The 19,698-nt window shown below is 43.6% G+C and carries 24 protein-coding genes and 1 CRISPR repeat array; of the genes, 7 read left to right on the top strand and 17 right to left on the bottom strand.

Annotation, left to right across the window (positions count from 1 at the left end):
• Window positions 1-8: 8 nt before the first annotated feature.
• The gene (locus RMY27_RS06275; RefSeq protein WP_322661432.1) at window positions 9-248 is read right to left on the bottom strand and encodes a hypothetical protein; all 240 of its coding nucleotides are present in this window, start codon (window positions 246-248) and stop codon (window positions 9-11) included.
• Between the two features lie 138 nt (window positions 249-386).
• On the opposite strand from RMY27_RS06275, the gene RMY27_RS06270 reads away from it, so the two are divergent.
• Window positions 387-803, top strand: a complete 417-nt coding sequence (locus RMY27_RS06270) for an ATP-binding protein (RefSeq protein WP_322661430.1) — start codon at window positions 387-389, stop codon at window positions 801-803.
• A gap of 503 nt (window positions 804-1,306) precedes the next feature.
• Window positions 1,307-1,408 (top strand): IS1 family transposase, encoded by a 102-nt coding sequence (locus RMY27_RS35455; protein ID WP_416212312.1) that lies wholly within the window; start codon window positions 1,307-1,309, stop codon window positions 1,406-1,408.
• A 166-nt stretch (window positions 1,409-1,574) separates the two neighbouring features.
• Here RMY27_RS35455 and RMY27_RS06265 read toward each other — a convergent pair whose 3' ends face one another.
• The 7 genes from RMY27_RS06265 to RMY27_RS06235 form a co-directional block, all read right to left on the bottom strand.
• The gene (locus tag RMY27_RS06265; RefSeq protein WP_322661428.1) at window positions 1,575-1,838 is read right to left on the bottom strand and encodes a hypothetical protein; all 264 of its coding nucleotides are present in this window, start codon (window positions 1,836-1,838) and stop codon (window positions 1,575-1,577) included.
• A gap of 109 nt (window positions 1,839-1,947) precedes the next feature.
• Window positions 1,948-2,688 (bottom strand): DUF1392 family protein, encoded by a 741-nt coding sequence (locus RMY27_RS06260; protein WP_322661426.1) that lies wholly within the window; start codon window positions 2,686-2,688, stop codon window positions 1,948-1,950.
• 13 nt (window positions 2,689-2,701) lie between these two features.
• A complete protein-coding gene (locus tag RMY27_RS06255; protein ID WP_322661424.1) occupies window positions 2,702-4,111 on the bottom strand; it encodes a DNA cytosine methyltransferase in 1,410 nt (469 codons plus the stop codon).
• Window positions 4,108-4,500 (bottom strand): ASCH domain-containing protein, encoded by a 393-nt coding sequence (locus RMY27_RS06250; protein ID WP_322661422.1) that lies wholly within the window; start codon window positions 4,498-4,500, stop codon window positions 4,108-4,110. The genes RMY27_RS06255 and RMY27_RS06250 overlap by 4 nt, the downstream gene beginning before the upstream one ends.
• Before the next feature lie 5 nt (window positions 4,501-4,505).
• Window positions 4,506-5,897 (bottom strand): replicative DNA helicase, encoded by a 1,392-nt coding sequence (locus tag RMY27_RS06245; protein WP_322661420.1) that lies wholly within the window; start codon window positions 5,895-5,897, stop codon window positions 4,506-4,508.
• Window positions 5,898-5,989: 92 nt separating this feature from the next.
• A complete protein-coding gene (locus RMY27_RS06240; protein WP_322661418.1) occupies window positions 5,990-7,294 on the bottom strand; it encodes a hypothetical protein in 1,305 nt (434 codons plus the stop codon).
• 66 nt (window positions 7,295-7,360) lie between these two features.
• On the bottom strand, window positions 7,361-8,161 hold the full coding sequence (locus RMY27_RS06235) for a DUF5131 family protein (protein ID WP_322661416.1): 801 nt from the start codon (window positions 8,159-8,161) through the stop codon (window positions 7,361-7,363).
• 41 nt (window positions 8,162-8,202) lie between these two features.
• Here RMY27_RS06235 and RMY27_RS06230 point away from each other — a divergent pair, with 41 nt between their 5' ends.
• Complete coding sequence (locus tag RMY27_RS06230; RefSeq protein WP_322661414.1) at window positions 8,203-9,159, top strand: cytosolic protein; 957 nt, start codon at window positions 8,203-8,205, stop codon at window positions 9,157-9,159.
• Between the two features lie 60 nt (window positions 9,160-9,219).
• Here RMY27_RS06230 and RMY27_RS06225 read toward each other — a convergent pair whose 3' ends face one another.
• The 7 genes from RMY27_RS06225 to RMY27_RS06195 form a co-directional block, all read right to left on the bottom strand.
• On the bottom strand, window positions 9,220-9,825 hold the full coding sequence (locus tag RMY27_RS06225; RefSeq protein ID WP_322661412.1) for an MT-A70 family methyltransferase: 606 nt from the start codon (window positions 9,823-9,825) through the stop codon (window positions 9,220-9,222).
• 18 nt (window positions 9,826-9,843) lie between these two features.
• Entirely contained in the window at window positions 9,844-10,344 is a 501-nt protein-coding gene (locus RMY27_RS06220; protein ID WP_322661410.1) for a hypothetical protein, read from the bottom strand.
• On the bottom strand, window positions 10,313-10,609 hold the full coding sequence (locus RMY27_RS06215) for a VVA0879 family protein (protein WP_322661408.1): 297 nt from the start codon (window positions 10,607-10,609) through the stop codon (window positions 10,313-10,315). Before RMY27_RS06215 ends, RMY27_RS06220 begins: the two co-directional genes overlap by 32 nt.
• Before the next feature lie 2 nt (window positions 10,610-10,611).
• Window positions 10,612-10,818, bottom strand: a complete 207-nt coding sequence (locus RMY27_RS06210; RefSeq protein ID WP_322661406.1) for a hypothetical protein — start codon at window positions 10,816-10,818, stop codon at window positions 10,612-10,614.
• A 186-nt stretch (window positions 10,819-11,004) separates the two neighbouring features.
• Entirely contained in the window at window positions 11,005-11,889 is an 885-nt protein-coding gene (locus RMY27_RS06205) for a hypothetical protein (RefSeq protein WP_322661403.1), read from the bottom strand.
• Between the two features lie 39 nt (window positions 11,890-11,928).
• Complete coding sequence (locus RMY27_RS06200; protein ID WP_322661401.1) at window positions 11,929-12,387, bottom strand: DUF1392 domain-containing protein; 459 nt, start codon at window positions 12,385-12,387, stop codon at window positions 11,929-11,931.
• A gap of 111 nt (window positions 12,388-12,498) precedes the next feature.
• The gene (locus tag RMY27_RS06195; protein ID WP_322661399.1) at window positions 12,499-13,398 is read right to left on the bottom strand and encodes a hypothetical protein; all 900 of its coding nucleotides are present in this window, start codon (window positions 13,396-13,398) and stop codon (window positions 12,499-12,501) included.
• A gap of 149 nt (window positions 13,399-13,547) precedes the next feature.
• Between RMY27_RS06195 and RMY27_RS06190 the strand changes: the two genes are divergently transcribed.
• Window positions 13,548-13,832 (top strand): helix-turn-helix domain-containing protein, encoded by a 285-nt coding sequence (locus RMY27_RS06190; RefSeq protein ID WP_190946769.1) that lies wholly within the window; start codon window positions 13,548-13,550, stop codon window positions 13,830-13,832.
• A gap of 151 nt (window positions 13,833-13,983) precedes the next feature.
• Window positions 13,984-14,922, top strand: a complete 939-nt coding sequence (locus tag RMY27_RS06185) for a hypothetical protein (RefSeq protein WP_322661396.1) — start codon at window positions 13,984-13,986, stop codon at window positions 14,920-14,922.
• A gap of 237 nt (window positions 14,923-15,159) precedes the next feature.
• A CRISPR array of direct repeats spans window positions 15,160-16,238; the repeat unit is 37 nt; unit sequence GTTTCCACTAACCAAATCCCCTCACGGGGACTGAAAC.
• A gap of 81 nt (window positions 16,239-16,319) precedes the next feature.
• Here RMY27_RS06185 and RMY27_RS06180 read toward each other — a convergent pair.
• Window positions 16,320-16,898 (bottom strand): HD domain-containing protein, encoded by a 579-nt coding sequence (locus RMY27_RS06180; protein WP_322661394.1) that lies wholly within the window; start codon window positions 16,896-16,898, stop codon window positions 16,320-16,322.
• A gap of 7 nt (window positions 16,899-16,905) precedes the next feature.
• Window positions 16,906-18,384 carry a TIGR03985 family CRISPR-associated protein gene (locus RMY27_RS06175; protein ID WP_416212311.1) on the bottom strand — a complete coding sequence of 493 codons (1,479 nt, stop codon included), beginning with the start codon at window positions 18,382-18,384 and terminating at the stop codon, window positions 16,906-16,908.
• 18 nt (window positions 18,385-18,402) lie between these two features.
• Here RMY27_RS06175 and RMY27_RS06170 point away from each other — a divergent pair, with 18 nt between their 5' ends.
• Window positions 18,403-18,708 carry a CRISPR-associated protein Csx3 gene (locus RMY27_RS06170; protein ID WP_322661392.1) on the top strand — a complete coding sequence of 102 codons (306 nt, stop codon included), beginning with the start codon at window positions 18,403-18,405 and terminating at the stop codon, window positions 18,706-18,708.
• Window positions 18,709-18,752: 44 nt separating this feature from the next.
• Window positions 18,753-19,670, top strand: coding sequence for a CRISPR-associated protein Csx3 (locus tag RMY27_RS06165; RefSeq protein ID WP_322661390.1), 918 nt, complete (start codon window positions 18,753-18,755; stop codon window positions 19,668-19,670).
• Window positions 19,671-19,698 lie beyond the last annotated feature (28 nt).

Here is a 19,698-nt window from a genome sequence, read left to right as displayed (position 1 = left end):
TAGAACAGCTAAAAAGCTAAAGCTTTTCTAATTTTTATGATGTGGCTAAAAGTTTCAAAAACATGATTTAGCAGCAGATGGTCAATGTCACTGATTAACAAGGCGATCGCCGCCATTAGAGTAGTCTGCGGTACTTCACGACAGACTTGAGCGCATTTTACCTTGAGCAATCGCACATAATTGTTCCTGTGTGGTGTTGGGGTGATGGGATGCCGCTTTAAGGGCGAATGGCAACCATTGGTTGTCACGCATCTGAAATATCTCAGTAAATCTTACTCTTCCCCATCTATTAAGTCTAAGTCTTGATGAAATTCAATTGAAATATTGCGTAGAATATCAAGCAGTTTCAAGCTAACCATTTGCTAATTTTGGTATTTTTATAATCTATGTCTAACCAAACGTCTAAGCGTCTTAAACAAAACGCTGAAAGAATTATGCAGAGGTGGGAAGAGCGGGCGCGTAATGAAGTTAGTGCATCAATGCATCAGGACTCTCTGATGCTACAAAATTCGCTACCTGAGTATCTAAATCAATTGGTGAATGAATTGTCAACGAAGATTGAAAGGACACCGCATATTAGCCTTACTATCCACAACGAAGGTAATCCGATTTCTTCAGAAGCTCAATCAATCTTATTTCAGCAATTTCGTCGAACCATCTCTGCTGAGGATCAAACAGGATGGGGGTTAGGATTATTTTTAGCAAAGAGTATTATTGAGGCGCATCAGGGGACGATTGAAGTTGAAAGCGCCGAGGGCAAGGGGACAAGCTTTATCGTTAAGTTGCCAAAACTTTCCTCTTAGAGGATGTTTTAAAAGTCGAAACCAGTCAAAAATTAGCCTTCGTTCGCCTATTACTAAATAGATATCCTAGTTTTGTTCCTATACAAATATTGAAATAGTTATTGACCTTTAAGGTCGTCCTCTAAGAATTTTTCGGGTATTGCACAAGACATAAACATTACTGCTTCAGTTCAGCCAGGACGTGCATGAGTTAGTGGAATGTTGCGGAGTATGGCCGTTTGGGTTTGGAGCGATCGCCCATGCAAGTCATATAGCAGTCACTTCTCTCACCAAATCATCAGGCACTTCAAAAAGCCCCAGTTGTCCGATGTAAGGAATCGGCGTGATTTCTCGTGGATTCTCTAGATGCCAGTGGTGAATGGCACTAAGAAAAGATGAAACCTAGTCAGGGCAGGGTGTAGTTTTTAAGACAATTAAATTTTAGTTGCCTCAAGAAGTTTAACATCTTCTTATTCCCCACACGACATTTACCAGCACAGCGTCATGAGATAGTTAAATAGAAGATTCAACGAATTGAACAGAAGCACTTGAGATTAAGAACAAGAATCAAACAGCTAGCTTGGAAGACAATTTGCTTTTCTAAAACAGAGGAGATTACGGCATAGTTATAGGTTTATTCATCAACCGCTATGAGTTTGGTTTACTAGTTTAAGGACATAGCAGCCGATCTAGAACATTGCCAATTTATCTTTATGGGTGCAGTCATTAGCAATATTGCCCCTCTACAAAGAACAAATCTCTTTTATCTTACATTTTATTCTAGCCGCCTACTTAGCTGAGAACCACCCAAGCGTAGCTAATGACTCCTAAAATTGCTATACCAACAATTGCTTCTCCTTGCTCATTCAAAAGATGGTAAAAGCTATTCAAAAAGTAGTTTAATGCTGCCTGGCGACTTTTACCTAATTCAGTCATCAGCAATTTAACCCTCGCATCTACCTCTTCAATAGAGACTTCACCTTTTTGGTAAGCAACTTCTAACTCATTTAACTTGCACCAGTATTCTTTGGTATCTTCCACAAGGTTAGGAAACATAATTGAAGATATATTTAACAATGTTAACTTTCATTACGATTCTATCTTGCCAGCTAAAGCAGATGGTTCTGTCGATTTGGTGATATTTTCTCGAAGATCAAGGGTTGAGCTATATAAGTTGAGCTATATAAATAGATGCAACAAGCGTAGAGGATATTATTGTTTCCCAAGGTTTCCGTCTGCTGTAGGCTAGGGCATCGTTAGGATTAATCTTGAAGGCTTGATTATAATCAGTGATTCGTTGTAAGGATTCAGTACCAGAACTATCATAATTATCAGTTTCTACAGTAATAGCTTTGTACAAAAGTAAACTACCTACTGTCCAAGCGTAATGAATGCCCACGAAGAGGATTTTGGCACGGTAACATGAGGTATAGATTGTCGGGAGCACCCGCTCCAAGTCATAGTCAGTCACCCGTGCGATGGAATCTTTAGAGGTAAAAACCTTGTCACCTCTTTCCGATATAGCAGGAGACATCCATTCCACACTGTAAAACCACGTATCGTTAATCAGTTGAATGCCCTGAACAATACGAATCGGTGGGCCATCTCCATGAAACCGAAAGTCAACCAACTCACCGAGTCGAAACACAGGTTTTTCCTTGGTATTCGGTTGTAAGTTACCTGTACCAATAAGTTCACTTCCCAAAACAGTAATACTGGTATTACTAGCGTTGATTTCGTATTTCCAGCCACGTTCTGACCACTCCACGCCAGTGCAATAACCGAATGCTTTGGCAGACTTTACGTACACTAGCTCAAGCAAACTTACCAGTAACGGCGGGATTTGTTGACCCCAAGGTGGAGAAATGTACCAACACTGTTCTAAGTTTTGGACAAGGTTAGTCACACTTTTGCTCCTTTCAAAATCTTTGTGCCGACATGAATAATTGAGTTGCAAAACTGGGAGGCACGGAATAGCCTATAATCGACCCCGCCGTAGCAGTCTCAGGCGGGAACTCATACCAAGGCGGAAAACCTTGCAAAATGGCTGCACCTTCAATAGACAAGGATTTAACTATCCCATCAGGCAACCAAATATCAGCGAACTTACTACGGTTGCAGCCTTTGTGATCGGTGAAGTGGGATCGCAGAATGGTATTAGCGGGGTGCGACCCTGGCTTGTACTTGGGTAACTTGCGTCCCCCAACCCGTTCAATCAATAGTGGTGTTGGCGCATTCCCGGCTAAAAATTTCTCCAAAGTTTGTTGTTGCTTGAGCAGTAGTTGAGAGTCAAGCATCGTAGGGATTAGATGCGCGATCGCCCCATACCAACCGATAGGGTCAGATATAGGTGGTAGCGAGATAGCCAAATCCCGGCAAGCAACCATAACTAACCGCCGCCGCGCCTGGGGTAGTCCAAATTCAGCCATGTTGACGACGCTGTAATTGACCGAGTACCCCTCTTGCTCCAAAGCATTCAGGATGATGGCAAAACTCTGACTGTTCTGATAGCGCGGCACATTTTCGAGCGTGAACACCCGGGGCTGTAACTGTCGGATCGCTTCTGCTACTGCGATCGCAGCCGTCAGGTCATCGGTAGTTTCGCCGCCCTTACCTGCTTTGGCTGTGTGAGCTTGGCTGAAGTTGGCGCACACCGGGGAGGCGTGGAGATAGTCGGGGCGGCGGGGAAAACCTAGAAATCCTAACCGTGCTACTTCTTGAACTGTTAGCTGGATTATTCTACAGCCATACTCGCTGAAGTTGTGGTGATGGGTTTTGGCGATCGCCTGACTTAGCTCTGGTTTGCTTGGGTCGAACTCTACTGCAATGACTGGGCGAATACCAGCTTGCACCATCCCCGTTTCAATCCCGCCGCCACCAGCAAAAAGTACTACAGCGATCGGTGCATCATCTGGAAGAACTGGTTTTAATTTTGTGTTATCAAATTTTTTGCAGACATCTAATTTTGGCGATGTCTTTTTGGTTTTCGCTTTTTTGATAAAGGCGATGATATTCTCTCGTGTTGCCCCCTGTTGTTGCAGTGCCCGAATCATTGTCACAGCGCCAGGGGGAATTGAGCTTATACTTTTGCCTTTCCATGCCCCGTTTATCTTCTCTTTCCAATTGAATGCCCATCGCCAATCTTCGGGATTATTCGGGTCACGTTCACCAATGACACGAGGATAAGAAACAGTCTCCCCATTAAGTAGCTTTTTAGTTTCGAGGTACTGGTAAAGACAACCGACTGATTCCCCCTGTAAGGCTTTGACCCCTTTCTCTAAGAATTTTTCGGGTGTTGCAGATAACTCAGCTATTACTGATTTAATCATGCAGCCACCTCCATGACCAAATCATCCGGCACTTCAAAAATTCCCAACCGCCCAATGTAAGGAATCGGCGTAATCTCTCGCGGATTCTCCAGCTTCCAGTGATATTGCCCAGGCATTCCCCAGCCAGATGCAACTTGTGAAAACTTGCAATCAACTATTGTGACAATACCGATGACTTGTCCGCGACGTAGAGAGATTAATTCTGGGATTACTACCCCCATCCCTTGGCAAAATTCTCTTGCTAGCTGGTACTCTTTTTTGGTACAAGTCTTGGCGGCGTGAATCAGAATGTCGCCGCGATAATTGATAGGCCAACCACGGTTTTCTATGTTTTTAGTGGAGTGGATTATTGCCCATGCCCAAGGCTGACGGACAGATAGCGCTTTCATGGGTTTTAATAGTTGGATTTAGCTAAGTTCTTAAACTGTCCAAATCGTTCATCAAACAAGAGATTAACAGTCGTCTCACTACTAAACCGACTTTTCAAAACTGAAACTTCAAAAATGCCTTTTTGGGTAGTCTGTTTATCGTAGTAATCTTCTCTATACAAACCCAACATGACGGCAGCTTCCTGTTCAAATCCTCCAGATTCTCGAAAGTCTGCTTTGGTTGGGCGCTTTTCGGAACGTGAATCAACTTCTCTTTTTAACTGCGCTAAACCCAAGACAGCACAATTAAATTGTTTAGCGATCGCCCTGAGTTGTTTCAAGATGGAGTCAATTTCTTGCACCCGGTTTTCCCCACGTTCACGGCGCATTGGTTCAATCAACTGCACATAGTCCACAATCACCAAACTGATTGACCCGCAACGAGCTTGTATGTCTTGCAAATCACCCTTGATTTGTGAGGTGGTGATTACAGGGTTGTCATTCAACCAAAATGGTAGCGCCATCGCATCAGCACAAGCTTGAGCCAAAGGATTCCAATGAGATTCCCGGAGTGCATTGCGTTTAAAAAGCAAGTCAGCAGGAACATGGGGTGCTGCCAGCCTTGAGAGGGTCTTTTTGACCATTTGTGAGGCAGACATTTCTAAAGCGAAATAAGCGGTTGTTAAGCCGCTAGCAGCAGCCCGAATACCAATATCTAATGCCCAGGTGGACTTGCCGATGCCGCCGCGACCTCCAACAACGGTCAAAGAACCGAAGGGCATCCCGCCAATTACCGAATCCAAATCATAGAATCCGGTGGGGACATTCACCTCAATCGCATCTTCACCGTTATTGGCCAATTCAATCTCGGCATAAACGTCAGGGATGATGTCAGCCATTAGCTTCATCTGACAAGGCATAGTTAATTGGCGCAACTCTAAAAGTTTTTGTTGTCCCATTTCGATGACTGAAGTGGCAGTAGTTTCAGTTAAAGGAGCATCCATCGCGTAGCGTGCCATTTGTAAAGCCGTTTGGATTACCGCTCTCAATTGTGCTTTTTCTCGAATTAATTCTGCTAAGGCATCGATGTTAACTGCTGACACACAAGAGTTAAGCAAGGACGCAAGTTTATTTCTTCCGCCAACATTATGCAATAAACCATGAGATTCCAGCCAACTGGTAACAAACAATAAATCCGTTGGTTGCTGAGACTGGTGCAATCTGACTGCGGCTTGGTAAATATCCTTATGGGAACCAACGTAAAAATCCTGTGGTTGCAAAATCTTAATTACACGAGCGATCGCTTCGGGGTCAAACAAAATACCACCGAGTACTACTTCTTCAGCTTCAATCGCCTGGGGCGGTAAGCGGTTAGGCATTGAAACTACGTTATCTGGGGCAAAATCTGATGAAAACATTCAAGTCCTCCTATGCTACTTTTGTAAATCGAATCAGAAGTCAGAAGTCAGAAGTCAGAATTAACAAGAAATTTCTTGTTTGAAGCGATGATTCATCCCGCAGCAGCACAAGCTTCAATTCTGAATCCTGACTGCTGGCTCCTGAATTCTGTTTTGGTAAATCTCCGCGCCTGTCTGATTTCGGGTAGTACTGCCCTCAACTCATTAGGGGCAGCATGAGCCGTTTGTATGGCTTGTTGTTGGGCAAGGCGTTGAGTTTCCGCACTATGAGCTTGGCTTAAACGCTGCATCAGGTTCGTCCACCCACCCTTGGTTTTCTCCCAGGTGTTCATGACTGCGATCGCATGAGTAATTTCGAGTTGTGCCGAGAGTTTCGATTTCGTGGCTAGTTCTTGCGCTAGGAAGTCCACGACTATCGGGTTGAAGTTCTGGTACAAGTTATTCAGCTTTCGCTCTCCATTGCGCCAAGGTAAAACCCAGCAATTCCACTTGATTGAGTCTCTGACAAGCAGTGGTACACAATCATCACTCATAGCAGTCGGGTCTGTTAGCCAAGCATCAATCAGTTCTTTCACGTTCCGGGCTGTCTTGTAGGGACAGGTTAGTTGCGGCTTATTCGCTTGTTCGCATTTCTCGAACGACCCCCCCGCAATAGTTGATCCACTTGAGGGATTATCGGTTTGTTGCGAAGACTCGGAATTTTTTGACAACGAAGTGGGTAATTGTGGGTTTGGTTCTTCGAGTTCAATTTCTTTCGTTGTTAAATCAAGTTCTTCTTTTTCACACACACTCTCATGGGTGGGGGGCGCGGGTGGCGTTGCCAGGGGCGCGTCCTTGAGTGGATAGACTTCAGTTGGATAATCTTTAATTGGATAATCTTTGGGTATTCCCCGACTACTACCCTGGTCTTCCCCGACTACTACCCCTGGTATTCCCCCATTACTACCCTGGTTTCCCCCCAATACCACCCCTAGTATTCCTCCACTACTACCCCTATTTTTTCCTCTGATTAAACTTGATTGTTTAGTAGGAAAACCAAACCAGTCATCAATATCTGTGAGTTGATACTGGTTAGAAGATACTGAACCATTAGACTTGGTAATGGATGTTTTAGTGATTAAGTTCCACGAAAGCAATTCACTGACTGCTGCGATCGCTTTTTGCCTCAAAGTTTCAGTTGAAGAAGTAGGGAAAGAACCACGAAAACAGACTTCACCAATAGATTTGTATGAAGGGAAGGCGTTATTATCACAACCTGCTCGACGGCAAAGGTGAGAGTAAACTCGAAATGCCTCCATTGTTAGTGGTAAATCATCCAGTTTGCTATCGATATAAATATGGCGTTTTCTTCTACCGTAGCTAGAGCCATCACTTTGTATTTTTTCTGTTAAACTCATATCTGTAGACCTCAAATGGTTTGGTTCCCCCCCCGCACTGCGCTACAGGCGGGGGTTTTGCTTTATTCACGCATCAAAAGGAAATTGTCTAACTTTCAGATGTTCGGGAAACTCTTCAATGTCTCCCCCTTTTTTGTCACGGGTTTTGAATCGCTGTCCCCCAAATATTGCATTCGCCCCCAACTGCTTTACAAACACAGGCGTTTGGGATTGTAGGCACTGTTGGACAATAGACTCAATCCATTCAATCTGGCATGGTCTAGAATTTGGGCCAGACTCACCACCAATAATGACTAACTGAACATCATTCAAGTATTGAGTGATATCGCCCAAATCTTCTAGCAATGGTTCAACTGACCAGAACCGAATTAAAGCCGGAATTTTAGTAAGAAATTGACTACGTTCTTCTAAAGTGCGGCGATTCTCAATCGAAGTTCCTGGCCAAATATTTGCAGGTAACTTGTCTAGTCCATGACAAGAAAGCCATTCATCCATAGATGACAGCATAATTTCTGGGCGCTTGGTGAGGATTTGAAATATTTGATTGGGAGCAACAAACATTCCGTCCAGCATTTCATGTTGCCAAAAACGCGGAACCCATTCACCAAAAACATCAGTCATTGAAGAAACGAAATGCTTTTTGGGTTTCCTTTGGAACCCCCATTTCCGAATAGCTTCTGTATCTAACACTAGCTCTGGTGGTTGCCCAGAGTATGGTTGCTTGTTTCCGCCAAAGAAAGAGTTTTGATTCAGCTTTTCGCTATAGCAATTTTTACACCCCTCTGAGATTTTTTGACACCACCAACCGCCTCCCTTGGCACGGATGATATTATCTGTTAAGTCTGTCCATTCTATGGTTGTTGGCATGATTACTTCTCTCTCATTAACTTGAAATTGAACAGTTGAAAATGACTAATAAAACACCTCAAACGGAATATGATTCCCCGTGGAAGCAGATGTTGCAGTTGTATTTTGAAGACTTCATGCAATTCTTTTTTCCTCAAGCCCATACTCAAATTGATTGGAGTAGAGGTTTCGAGTTTCTAGACCAAGAGTTACAGCAAGTAGTTCGTGATGCTGAATTAGGAAAACGACTAATTGATAAATTGGTGAAAATCTATCGCATTGGGGGCGAAGAATCTTGGCTGTTGATTCATTTAGAAATCCAAAGCCAAGAGGAAACCGATTTTCCTAAACGGATGTTTGTCTACAACTATCGAATTTTTGACCGTTACGATCGCTCTGTTGCATCATGCGCGATACTGGGGGATGACAACATCAACTGGCGACCATCGCAGTTTGGGTACGATTTATTTGGCTGCACAGTTAATTTTCAGTTTCCTGTGATCAAGCTGCTAGACTATCAGCAAAGGTTGTCGGAGCTAGAAGCCAGTCGTAACCCCTTTGCTACGGTGGTAATGGCTCACTTGGCAGCAGTGCAAACCCGCAGTAATAGGTCGCAAAGGAAACAATCAAAACTGAATTTAGTGCGTCGGTTGTATGAGCAAGGGTTTGAACGCGAGGCTGTTGTTAACCTTTTGGCTTTTATTGATTGGATGCTAACGTTACCATTGGATTTAGAACTAGAGTTTAAAAGAGAAGTCGAACAATTGGAGGCACAACTGCGTATGCAGTACGTTACTAGTTTTGAAAGAATTGCTCGGATAGAATCTTTATTAAAAGGCATAGCTTTGGGATTAAAACTCAAATTTGGAACACCTGGACAAAACTTATTGCCTGAAATTGAGCTTCTTGAAGATTTCAGATTGCTGGAATCAATCTTGGCAGCAATAGAAACAGCAGATACTGTGGATGAATTGCGTTCTATTTATCAGACAGCAGATGACACACCGTCAGAAAATTAGAATTGTTTGATATTTGATTTTCAAGGTTCAGCAAGTTTTGAGTGCCGAAATTAGCGTTAATTAAGCACTCAATGAAGTATTGTTATCAATTTCTGCATTAAGCTGATCAAACAGATCCGCCTGATCACCCCAACAATCCCAGCCAACTCTAGACGAACGTGCGAACATCTCCAGCTTGGTCATATCAGGACACAGCTTTTCTACAAGTTCAAAAAACTGTTCGGGCTTACGTGAATGCTCACGCCTGGGAGAGTGCAGGATGCTTGACTGGTTTGTGAGTGTCCGTCCAGCAAAAGCTTTCACATTCCCACGAATAGCCAAAGCGCAATGTTCAGTCGAGTTTCGCAGCCAATGACCAACACCTAGATGTGTTTTAGTGCCATCTTTGGTGACTTTTTCCCAAGTCAAAATAGTCTTGAGTTCAAATCCCCATCTTTGCAAGCATTGAGCAGCTTCGACCATGTGATTATTTGTGTACCAAAGCCAAAGAACTGACCCCGTGCGATCGCTTAAGTCTGGAACAGGTAATGACAGTATTTCTTCTATGTGCATTGGCTTGTAGTTAATGCGGTTTCGGTGAGTCTTATCCTGATTTCTCAGCCGATAGAACCAGGGAGGGTCAATCACGATGCACTGGTATTGACCTTCTAATATTGTTAGTCTCATGTTTAACTCCTGTTATTTTCAAACTTGTTCTGGAAATTCAATGTGGCTTAAAGTCTGAAGTTCAACAGCTAATCCACTTAAGAAATTTTGGAGTTCGACTGTTGCCAATTCTTTGGATATCTCTTTTTCTGACGTATAAATAAGTTGCTTATGATGCCCAAAGTAAACTTCTGTACGAGTTAGGTTTTGCTCTGTATCAGTTAACAAAGTCAAAGTAAATCTTCCAAGTTTGCAAAAGTAATACTGACGGGTTGCACAAGAAGTATCTCCTTGATGCCAAGTAATATTGCTTTTTGAACCAATGTGAGCGCTAATAGATTCAAAATCTACTTGGTAAATATTCAAATCTGCTTGCATTTCTCCACTGTTGTAGTAGCCAACAATGTGTTGCCTGATTTCATCAATTGATAGGCTATCAGGGATATTAATATGGGCAACAGATGCAACTTTTTCAATGACTGTGACGATGACTTCCATATCTCCTGCCTCAAACCCCAAATTCAAAAACTTTAATTCCATCAACATCAACGGGATTAAGGTTAATTAATCCGCCGCCAGCGTAATTACAAGGAATCTTGCGCTTATCCAAATCATCGAAAGCATCTTTACAAACTGGCATCCATCGTCCTACACAAGAAAATCCTGCGGCAGAAGATGGAGCGCCAGCTTTTTTGTAATCTTGGACAGAAGCAATGTGACCGCAACATGGACACTTAAACTTCCATTGCATCTTGTTTTGTCCAAATAGTGTTTCTCCAAGAGTTAGCCACTGTTCTTTATTCATATTTAATCCTCCTCCTCGTCTGAATACTCATGTTCGATAGATTCAAATTCTTGAATAGCAAATAAAGCCATAGCCACACACGCTCTTTCTGCTGGATGTGTAGCTGATTGCATTCGATATGATTCGGGGACTACATAGCCTTGGATCGCGTAGAATTTCTTAGCTAGTTTTTCAATCAATACATCTTTCTGGAAATAGCCGAGTTCCATATCTTTTCCCCTCAAGGTAAAATTTACCTTTGTTGTAAAAGTCTTAATTCTTGATTACTGAGCTATCGCTGTGCTTGACCGATGACCAATGTCCGATGCCTGATGCCTGATGCCTGATGCCCGATGACCGATGACTGATGACCGATGACCGATGACCGATGACCAATGACCAATGACTAATGACCATCAAGCAGTAACTACAGCTTTCTTTGAGAAAGCCCCCGCCTGCCTTAGCGCTGCACCAGGACTGGGATGAGCGAAAAACTCTTCTATAGCTTTGGTCAACCCAGCCGCAACAGCCGGCTCGTGACAAGCGTAGACATAGATGGGCTGTTGAACTCCATTAACCAATCGCGTTTCTTGGCGATCGCCCAAGTGTGGGTAGAATGTTCTCACCCATGTGCCCAAGTGTCCGCTATAGTAAGTGCCGCTCAGGGGGACTTTTTTTTCAAGTTTGCTCTCTGCAAAGTTGACCACGCCAAGCCAGCGTTCTTCTGAAGGGGTTAGCAATTTTCTGTTATGTTCAGCCAGAAGATTCCCGGCATAGTCTTTGAATTGCTGTTCCATGTACGGGTTGAGTCTGCCACCAGTTAACTCAGCTAAAGTCTTCATTGCCAGGACAAGAGTATGCAATCGATGTTCAACTGGGGGGAGGGCTGGTGTAGAAGGTTGTTCTTGTGGTTGAGTAGCGGGTTTTGTCCAACCCATAATGTCTTGCATCCAGGCGCGAACACCAATCCGGTTAAAAGCTTTGCATACAAGTCTGGCTTGCTGTTTGCAGTGCCGCCCAGCATCAAAAGCGTAATATTCAATAACGGCAGCAACACCCATATCAGGTATTCCCTGATTCCAGGTTTCCAGTGCCGCAGGGCTAAATCCTTGTTGTATAAGGCTTTGGGCTAATGCAGAGGGTTGCAGTGCCGCACTTAGTAACGCACGACGAAGCGAAGAATCTTGTACATCTGCCAGCCTTGCAGTTGCCCGAATACTGGCTTTACCTTGTCCATTAGAGTCAACAGTGATTTCTTGCTTTATCTGTTCAATAATTTGAGCGACTTCGATTTGTGACATAACTTTAGTTGGGTGATAATTTGTTGTTGATTAGGAGAATTAGGCATTCACGCGTACCAAACTTTTTTCACCAACCAATGAGAAACGATTCGATATAGTCCGTGATTGAGTTAAGGTTGGCGACACCAATTCAACAAGGTAAAACCAAGAATTATTCACCAGCCCAATCCCTAAAATCAGCTGTTGCTTTGTTCCCTTATCGTGAGAACAGAGCATTACTCTTTCACCCAGAACGAAGGTAGGTTTTTGCACGGTGAGGGCTTCTAATTCTCCAGTCCCGATGATTTGGTTTTGTGTGGCGTGGAGTATCTCATTACGGCAGTCAATTGAATAAATCCAGCACTTATGCTTCCATTGCATACCGCAGCAATAACCAAATGTTTTCGTGGTTCTCAGGTACACTCTTTCCAGTAAATTCACCTCAACAGGTGGAATTGTTTGTCCCCAAGGCGGAGAAAAATACCAACTTGTTTTGAGTGCGTTAATATGGTCAATCATGCTTTTCTTCCCTGAGATTAATAACCTAAAAATCTTCGGCAATGTTTGGAGAATAACGCCCAAAAAAGACCTCAAAGTGAGCAGCAATTTCACTGCTGCCCACATGAGGCTTTACACTGTGACTAATTCTTGAAGAAGAGATCGCACTTCATGGTTGAAAAGCTGCTGTAATTCATTAGAACTCAGTTGCTCTAAGGGTCGGTGTTGCAAGTATTTGTGAACTGGTTCAGCCAGCGATGTATCCACCATCGACAATGAGCGCACAGCATCAAGCACGGAGTTAGAATACTGCTGCTGGACTGAATAACGCCTCTTCACCCACCAGTTCCCGTTAGTGCATCCGACTTGCCCCAGTTTCACGCCCTTTTTGTTGTAAATGCCATCATCGAGAATTTCAAACCCGTAATTCTGACACTCGTTGAAGATATGCGCCATGATTAGGTTTTCAGTAGAAGAGGAAGGCATGGGGGCAGAGGCGCAGAGGGGCAGAGGAGAAAGTTGTTGTAAGTTTTTCCCCTCTGCACCCCTGCTCCCCTGCACCTCTGCTTCTTGGACTGGCAATGTGCCATCTTTATAGTGAGTGCAGATGAAGCGATCGCAACGCATTAGAGTATTGGCACGAAATACTTCTTTGTCGTTGATTCTGACTACCCAGCGTTGCGTTAAATGGTTGTCGTCATGGCTGATGCTGGCTACCAGTCTGTCATCAGCATAATATTCGTGATGGTCAAACGAGATTTCGACTATTCTGAGGGGTTCGGGAGCGATCGCTTGGGCTTGGTCAGTGATGTAGCTGTCGAGTTCGGCTTGGGCTGTGGCTTGGTTGTCGGGGGCAGCAGGGACGAGTTTCTGAATCTTGCTTGCCTGATAGTTAACAATGGCGGAAATCCAGGCATCCTTGCAGCGTTTGTCGCTTACTTCGGCTGTGCAGGCGATTTCGCTGTAGATTTGCTTGAGTTGGGCAATAGATTTCAGTTGCAGCTGTTGTTGGCTGTAGATTTCGTATGTCATGATTGATTAAGTTCCTAACGGGACGGAAAGCGCTTTAGATTCGCAGTCGGGGCGCTTTCTTTATATATTTATTATTACGTATTACGTAATGCTTGTCAAGCAATGCGTAATGGTTTAAATTAGAGATAATTCTTTGGAGGCGTATGACTATGGATTTAATGAAAATTATTATTGAAGTGGAGTTTACTGGTATCGGAACTGCTTTGAAAAAGGCAAGAGAAGCTGCGGGGATGAGTTTAACCGTAGCTGGTGATTACGCCGGAATGAGCGGGGCAAATTTTAATAGAATTGAGAATGAGGATACAAAGGGTGTACCTTTAGACACCCTCATCAGGGCAGCCAATGCTGTAGGGTTGGATTTAAAAGAGTGCTTAGGTGAGTGGATTCAGCATATTCCTGGGGTTAATTTAACAGAAAGTTCTAATGGCGATTAACCCTCATACTATTAATCCTCTTACCCTACCTTCAGCTTTTCCAAAAAAGCCATGCCTGCGGTGGGCTATGACGGAGCAGTTATCAACTACTTCCAAAGTCTACGTTTTAATTGACTCTGAAAAAATATTGTTGAACTAAAGAGGTGGAATAATGGCTAAACCACCTTCTAAACGCAACAAAGCCACCTCTGCCGCATCTACCGATTCAACTTCAGCAGCTAACTCTGCAAACGAGGATATCTCCCAGCAAGTAGATCCAAGTTCAGCAACAATTACGGTTAGTGCTGTTGAAGTTCCAGAGTTGACCCAGGAGGAGCAAAGCGATCGCCTACATTTAGAGCGCCGTGTGGAAAGAGCGTTTTTTGAGGCAGGGAAAGCGCTGGCGGAATTACGCGATCGCAGATTATATCGCTCCACTCACAAGACGTTTGAGGAATACTGCCGCGATCGCTTTGGTCACAGCCGCCGCCAATCTTATCTTTTAATGGATGCGGCGGTTGTTTTCGATAATTTGATGGAAAAATGTGATCCATTGGATCACATTTTGCCAACTAACGAACGTCAAGTCAGACCGATGACAAAGCTTGAACCTCAACAACAGCAGGAAGTGTGGGTAAAAGCAGTGGAGCAGTCAGGGGGTAAAGTGCCACCAGCTAGAATCGTTAAAAACGTAGTGCAGCAGATAATGGAACGCACCAAAGTACCCAATACCTACCAGATCGGGGAGGTGTGCCAAATTTTAGCCAAGGACAACCCGGAACTTAGGGGCAAAGGTGGATGTTGGGGAATAGTCAACCATGTAGGTGAATTCAGCTGCACTGTCAAAACCTGGAATGGGGAGTACACCATTGGTTTGCAGCACCTCAAATCTTACAACTACTTACCTGCCGAGTGTGAGCAGATGCGGGTGATTTGCGATCGCATCAATCGGGTATATTCGAGTGGGCTGGAGGAGTCGGTGCAGAGGTTTTTGGAGTCGTTGGGAAAGCTGAATCGTGCTTATTTAACGGCTTTAGAAGAGAAATTGTTGAGTCTGATTGAGCGAGAATACGGACTTGTAGATCAATCTCCACAAACTCATAGACAATAATAAATACACATCTTATGATTATGGAATCAGTTTGAGATTTGGCATGTCGAAGCGGGGTTAAAAACTCTGGGGATCTGCCAAAATCGCCAGAACCTTGACAATAAAATAGTTTCCCAGTTTCAGTGCTAAGGGAAGTTGATAATGAGTCGCAATAAGAGCGGCTGAAATCGACCTATTTTTGAGGTTTGCCAAAATGCTTCCCAGGAAGCCTGCTCTGTAACAGTTTCAGACCGAGCGGTTTCCACTAACCAAATCCCCTCACGGGGACTGAAACATTTGGTCATTGTAGTTACTCTAAAACAACGAGGGTATGTTTCCACTAACCAAATCCCCTCACGGGGACTGAAACATCCAACCTTACAGGATGCCTGGGAAGACCTCTATAAGTTTCCACTAACCAAATCCCCTCACGGGGACTGAAACATTAAGACTATAAAAGATGCTTGGAGGCGGCAACCATCAAGGTTTCCACTAACCAAATCCCCTCACGGGGACTGAAACTTGTCATCCAATACCTACACAAGCTAGCGCTGAGCGGTTTCCACTAACCAAATCCCCTCACGGGGACTGAAACATTTGTTTCGTCATCCGTTCGTAGATGGTAGTCGAGGTTTCCACTAACCAAATCCCCTCACGGGGACTGAAACATATCAGAAAATTTACTAATAGTCAACTTTACAAAGTTTCCACTAACCAAATCCCCTCACGGGGACTGAAACTTGAGGGATTTTTTTTAATTCATTAACAAAGTTAGGTTTCCACTAACCAAATCCCCTCACGGGGACTGAAACGCCGTGGCAGTGGTCAGCGCTCGGATTTTAGAAGAGTTTCCACTAACCAAATCCCCTCACGGGGACTGAAACAGGAAGACCAGCATTACCAATCTGGAAGATATAACCAGTTTCCACTAACCAAATCCCCTCACGGGGACTGAAACGATTATACAAGGGTTTCAGAGTTTAGCGATCGCCTACGGGGTTTCCACTAACCAAATCCCCTCACGGGGACTGAAACTTCTCCCTGGTGCGGCGATATTCACCCTTAATGAACCGCTAGGAGTTTCCACTAACCAAATCCCCTCACGGGGACTGAAACGACTAATCATTGCTTAAACCTCCAATATTTTGAACGTTTCCACTAACCAAATCCCCTCACGGGGACTGAAACAACAACAGATCCCTTATGGGAATGCGATCGCACCTATTCGTTTCCACTAACCAAATCCCCTCACGGGGACTGAAACGAGTGCGTAATTGGGCGTGATGAGATTTGGTACAAAGTTTCCACTAACCAAATCCCCTCACGGGGACTGAAACTTAGTCTGGTCGATACCATTATGGTGATGCTTTGAGTTTCCAGAACCAATTACCCCACAAGGGGGATTAAAAATCTAAAGATTAAGCAGGGTTTTCCTGGCACAATTGATTAACAACTCTGTCGATTTCCTGTGTCATCCAATCAGATCCGGTCTGTTGGTAAACCTTAACTAATGATTGGTAAAACCACAAAGTTTTTTCTCGACCGGCACTAAAATTAGTCCAGATAACATCTCCATGTTGTTGCCAATCAGCTAAAAGCGATCTAGAATTATGCAGTTTGTCAGCCAAAGAAACCAAGCGTACAGAAGGTGAAGCAGAACGGAGATTATTGAGATAATGCTGTTTACGTTCTTGCCAGGGAGGTTTAGGAGGTGTGTCCCACTCAGTACAGCCATCGATAATAGCCAAAACTGTTTCACCAAAGAGTTGACGGATATCCTCACGAATGGGTTTGCCGCCTTGGTCTTCGACTGCATCATGCAAAAGAGCAGCGATCGCTTCTTCTTCTGTACCGCCAGCTTCTAAAACTAAAGCCGTTACACTTAACAAATGTGAAATGTAAGGAACACCGCTAATTTTGCGTGTTTGATGAGCATGAAGACGAGTCGCGTAGATTAGTGCTGATTCAAATCTTTCAGTCAGTTTTAATGAATTCATAATTGCGTCAATTGTGATAAAGCATAAATTGAGTAGCGGCATCAGCAGCAAAGCTTTGCCGTAAATCCCAAGGTGTTAAGACTTCAACTTTTGGCTGCCATGCTCGTAAACGCATGACTAGATTGTTATCTCTGTGTTCGTTATCTTGATATCGGATACGTGCTTGATAGTAAGCGTCTGTTTGCGAACGCTTGGCAAGCACTTTTAGTAAAGCTTGCTGTTGAGGTTGTTTAATTTCACGTTGAATCAAACGTTGTACTTGCTGATAAGTAATTTCTTCAAAAGTATCGTGGCGTTCAGTACCTTTAACGTAGCGATCGCAGAACTGGCGGTCAAATCGGAGTAACATCAGTTGGGAAGGCAAGTAGAAATCAAATCCCCATGCTTTAGACATTTGCAAAGCGATATTATCTGGGTTTGGTAAAGACTTCTGTTGATATTGCTGTTGTAAGTTTGAGGGCAGTTTCGGGTCTGTCCACTCTAGAGCAAACAAACTCCGAATGCGGTCAAGGCGAAAATTGTACCAGTTAGTATCTTTTTGAGGGCTTTCGCCGTATGCACACAGATAAACCGCTCTCTGTACGTAGTAGATGCATACAGGATAAACGATACAATCAACGTTATTAGCAAGTCTGGCACTACCATAAGTTAGTTTGACAGGTGGAACTGGAGTTTTAACCCAAAGTTGTCTTAACTGGTATTGCAAATCCTCAACTGCATCTAAGGTACTACGAGGAATTACATAATCGAGCTTTAAGAAGAAACGTTGTACTCCATTGATTTTTTGGGAGTGATCTTCTGCCAACCCTACCAAATCTTCATGCATGAAACTCAATTCATAAGCACCGACTTTAACAGCACTTGCCTGATCTTTTGTAGTTACGGGGCGTGCTGGGAACTCAGACACTCGGTAGTATTTTTGATATTTGTATACAAGCCAGCCGAGTTTAGCCAGAATTTCCAAGTCACCCTGTAGAGAACGACGAGTTACGCCAAATAAGCGCCGTTGCAATAAAGTATCCAGTTCAGATTCACCTATGCCTGTGTGAGCAAGGATTACTTTTCGCCACTGGCTAGCAACTATTCCTGTTTTTTCACTGAATAACCATTGGGCTGTGGTTTTAGCACAAGGACAATGAGAGTCATGTATGGGAGGAATTTTTTCTCCTTTGGGATGTGTAGAACCGAAGAATGCGTTTCGCCAGTCTGCGTAAGAAAAAGAATCGTCTAAAACCACACGGTCTTGATTATCTCCATACAGCGATGCTCCTTCGGAGCCGTATAACGAACGCAACCACACCCACAAGCGAATTGCTCGTATTAGATTTTGCTTGAGATAACCGTGTCCTAAGCACTGTAATAGTTCTATGTCAGGAATATCTTGAAAAACTAGTTCAGACACCAGCCGAGTCTCGATAAAAATAATAATACCAAGATACAACATCTTGGAAGACACTTCTTCCAAGTGCGTGTATGATGTACGCATCACATAAATCTAAAGATAATGAGTTCTTACAAAATCGACCTAAAAGACGGAATTTTACGGATAAATTTTGGTGAACCGGCTCAAAATGACCAGATTGTGCGCGATGCCGCAGCCCGATTGGAGGAAATGGCAACATCAGGAGAACTGGCGGGAGGGCCACTTCTAAAGATTAATGGGCCTATTTCTATTCCTGTAGCGTTTGTTCTAGCACATAAGCTTGCTCATATATATGGTGCTGTTGCTTTTTACGATCCCAAGTTAGGTAAATATGTCATTTCTATCACACACAATCCATCGTATAAACTAGGAGACTTAATAGATTGATATTTGACTGATGGAGGAGATGGGTGTAGCTAGCAAGAAATTTTATGACAACGTATCACATAAGTTTGGAAGGTGATGTTTTAAAAGTTAAGTTTGGTAAACCTGCTAATGGCGATCAAGTCATACGGGATGCGGCGGCGCGTTTAGATGAGATGGTGGCATTGGGTGAACTTTCTGGAGGAAAACTACTGAAGATTGATGGCCCAGCATCTGTAGCCGTTAGTTATGTAATCGCACATAAGATATCTCAGCTTTATGGTGCGATCGCTGTTTTTGACCCCAAGATTGGTAGACCAGGATATAAAACTTTCATTACGGCAGTTTCCCAAACTCCGGCATACAAAATCGGTGAGCTAATTGAAACTGATGAACCGCACAAGACTAAATCAGTTATTAAAGTTGTGCTTTGTGGCCCTCCACAGTCTGGTAAGTCTTGTTTGCGTGAAGGTTTAAAGCAAGCAATTTCTTTGATTGAAGGCGCACCCTATCCTTATGTAATTACTGCTTGTCCAGATGGGGAAGGTGCTTGGTTTTCTGATGCTGCACGACGAGATCCAGATTTAGCCAGAAAACTCAAAGATGAGTATAAAGCCAAGTTCACCCCAGAGTTTGCACAAAAGGCGGCTGGTTGGGTACGGAGTGCCAATACACCCCTGAATATCATTGATGTTGGGGGAAGAATTACTGATGAAAATCGGGTGATTGTACGAGAAGCAACTCATGCGGTGATTTTAGCAGGCAATCAAGGTAAGGCAGAAGTTCCGCTATGGGAAGAGTTTTGTCGGGATTTGAATATACAGATCATTGCCAATCTTGATAGTGATTGTGAGGGTAAAGAAGATGAGGTTGTTAGCCAATCTCCTTTATTAACTGGTAGCGTTCATTGCCTTAAACGGGGAGAGGATGTTTCATCTCGTCCGATGGTGCAGGCTTTGGCGCGTTTGTTGGTGGGGTTATGTTGAAAGGCTTAAAAGAAGAAGAGGTCGCTTA

Source organism: Nostoc sp. DedQUE09 (assembly GCF_034530915.1).
Lineage (GTDB): Bacteria > Cyanobacteriota > Cyanobacteriia > Cyanobacteriales > Nostocaceae > Nostoc.
Note: the sequence above shows the minus strand (reverse complement) of the source record. Positions and strands in the feature narration are given on the sequence as shown.

What these genes read in the sequence shown, in the direction of transcription:
- RMY27_RS06270 (WP_322661430.1), top strand. Translation starts at nt 387, where the DNA reads ATGTCTAACCAAACGTCTAAGCGTCTTAAACAAAACGCTGAAAGAATT.
- RMY27_RS06265 (WP_322661428.1), bottom strand. Translation starts at nt 1,838, where the DNA reads ATGTTTCCTAACCTTGTGGAAGATACCAAAGAATACTGGTGCAAGTTA.
- RMY27_RS06255 (WP_322661424.1), bottom strand. Translation starts at nt 4,111, where the DNA reads ATGATTAAATCAGTAATAGCTGAGTTATCTGCAACACCCGAAAAATTC.
- RMY27_RS06250 (WP_322661422.1), bottom strand. Translation starts at nt 4,500, where the DNA reads ATGAAAGCGCTATCTGTCCGTCAGCCTTGGGCATGGGCAATAATCCAC.
- RMY27_RS06245 (WP_322661420.1), bottom strand. Translation starts at nt 5,897, where the DNA reads ATGTTTTCATCAGATTTTGCCCCAGATAACGTAGTTTCAATGCCTAAC.
- RMY27_RS06240 (WP_322661418.1), bottom strand. Translation starts at nt 7,294, where the DNA reads ATGAGTTTAACAGAAAAAATACAAAGTGATGGCTCTAGCTACGGTAGA.
- RMY27_RS06235 (WP_322661416.1), bottom strand. Translation starts at nt 8,161, where the DNA reads ATGCCAACAACCATAGAATGGACAGACTTAACAGATAATATCATCCGT.
- RMY27_RS06230 (WP_322661414.1), top strand. Translation starts at nt 8,203, where the DNA reads ATGACTAATAAAACACCTCAAACGGAATATGATTCCCCGTGGAAGCAG.
- RMY27_RS06225 (WP_322661412.1), bottom strand. Translation starts at nt 9,825, where the DNA reads ATGAGACTAACAATATTAGAAGGTCAATACCAGTGCATCGTGATTGAC.
- RMY27_RS06220 (WP_322661410.1), bottom strand. Translation starts at nt 10,344, where the DNA reads ATGGAATTAAAGTTTTTGAATTTGGGGTTTGAGGCAGGAGATATGGAA.
- RMY27_RS06215 (WP_322661408.1), bottom strand. Translation starts at nt 10,609, where the DNA reads ATGAATAAAGAACAGTGGCTAACTCTTGGAGAAACACTATTTGGACAA.
- RMY27_RS06210 (WP_322661406.1), bottom strand. Translation starts at nt 10,818, where the DNA reads ATGGAACTCGGCTATTTCCAGAAAGATGTATTGATTGAAAAACTAGCT.
- RMY27_RS06205 (WP_322661403.1), bottom strand. Translation starts at nt 11,889, where the DNA reads ATGTCACAAATCGAAGTCGCTCAAATTATTGAACAGATAAAGCAAGAA.
- RMY27_RS06200 (WP_322661401.1), bottom strand. Translation starts at nt 12,387, where the DNA reads ATGATTGACCATATTAACGCACTCAAAACAAGTTGGTATTTTTCTCCG.
- RMY27_RS06195 (WP_322661399.1), bottom strand. Translation starts at nt 13,398, where the DNA reads ATGACATACGAAATCTACAGCCAACAACAGCTGCAACTGAAATCTATT.
- RMY27_RS06190 (WP_190946769.1), top strand. Translation starts at nt 13,548, where the DNA reads ATGGATTTAATGAAAATTATTATTGAAGTGGAGTTTACTGGTATCGGA.
- RMY27_RS06185 (WP_322661396.1), top strand. Translation starts at nt 13,984, where the DNA reads ATGGCTAAACCACCTTCTAAACGCAACAAAGCCACCTCTGCCGCATCT.
- RMY27_RS06180 (WP_322661394.1), bottom strand. Translation starts at nt 16,898, where the DNA reads ATGAATTCATTAAAACTGACTGAAAGATTTGAATCAGCACTAATCTAC.
- RMY27_RS06175 (WP_416212311.1), bottom strand. Translation starts at nt 18,384, where the DNA reads ATGCGTACATCATACACGCACTTGGAAGAAGTGTCTTCCAAGATGTTG.
- RMY27_RS06170 (WP_322661392.1), top strand. Translation starts at nt 18,403, where the DNA reads ATGAGTTCTTACAAAATCGACCTAAAAGACGGAATTTTACGGATAAAT.
- RMY27_RS06165 (WP_322661390.1), top strand. Translation starts at nt 18,753, where the DNA reads ATGACAACGTATCACATAAGTTTGGAAGGTGATGTTTTAAAAGTTAAG.